Annotated in this window: 1 protein-coding gene; it reads right to left on the reverse strand. The window is 68.5% G+C overall.

The window, feature by feature from the left end:
- Positions 1–1,251 (reverse strand): amino acid adenylation domain-containing protein (locus ABFX54_RS56600; protein ID WP_346115612.1); only part of this gene is annotated, 1,251 nt, incomplete at both ends.

Raw genomic sequence — 1,251 nt, forward strand, 5'->3', positions numbered from 1 at the left:
CTCGCCTGGTTCGACGCGGAACCCACGGATTTTCACCTGGTCGTCGACTCGGCCGGCGAAGACGATGTGGCCGTCGGTGGTCCAGCGGGCGCGGTCACCGGTGCGGTACATGCGGGTGCCCGGCTCGGACGGGCAAGCCACGAAGCGCTCTGCGGTCAGACCCGGGCGGCCGAGATAGCCGCGAGCCAACTGGGCACCCGCGACATACAGCTCACCGGTAACCCCCGGCGGGACAGGCGACAGATGCTCATCCAGAACATGGAAGGCGGTGTTGGCCACAGGCGCACCGACCGGTGCCAAGCCACCGCCGCTCAAGCGGGTGGTGGCCACACCGATCGTCGTCTCGGTCGGGCCGTAGTGGTTGAACACCGCGCAACCACGCTCGTCGGCCTCGGCCACCAGCCGCCCCAGCCAGTCCGGAGCAGCCGCCTCACCACCCAGCACCAGCGCGCGAGCGGGCACGAGACCAGAACCCATCGCCGCCAGATGAGACGGCACCATCTTCACGAAATCAATCCGGCGTTCGACCAGCAGACTGCCGAAAGCGTCCGGATCCGTGGCGGCCTCCTCCGCCATGACATGCAACTCACCGCCCAAGGTCAGGGCCGCGAAGACGATCGTGTTGCCCAAGTCGGTCGCCTGCCCCTGAACCAGGGCATACCGGCCACCATCCATCCCGAGCCGACCAGGCACCGAAGCCACATAATTCGCCAAAGCCGCCTGACTGACCAACACCCCCTTCGGCCGGCCGGTCGAGCCCGAGGTGTAAATGACATAGGCCGTCTGACCGCCGTGGAGGTGACGTTCCGGCTTCTCCTTCGCCGCCATCGACAGGCGCAGGGCGGTGAAGGTGTCGTCGAGGACCAGCATGCGGGCGTGGCTCGCGGGCAGTTCTTCGGCGATCTCCTCGCTGGTGACGGTCAGCACGGCCCGGCTGTCGGCGAGCAGGTACGCGATCCGGTCCACCGGCTGCTTGGGGTCGATCGGCACGTACGCGCCACCGGCCTTCCACACCGCCAGCAACGCCACGACCAGATCGACACCGCGATCGAGACACACCCCGATGACGGACTCGGCGCCCACCCCCTCACCGACCAGGACATTCGCCAGCCGATTGGCCCGCTCGTCCAGATCGGCGAAGGTGACCTCCTCGCCGTCCGGAGCCACCACCGCAACCGCGTCCGGCCGACCGGCGACCTGCGCCTCGAACAGCTCCACCACCGGCGTCGCAAGCTCACCGGTCGCCGTGCG

The organism is Nonomuraea maheshkhaliensis, from assembly GCF_039529435.1.
In the GTDB taxonomy this organism is placed as follows: domain Bacteria; phylum Actinomycetota; class Actinomycetes; order Streptosporangiales; family Streptosporangiaceae; genus Nonomuraea; species Nonomuraea maheshkhaliensis.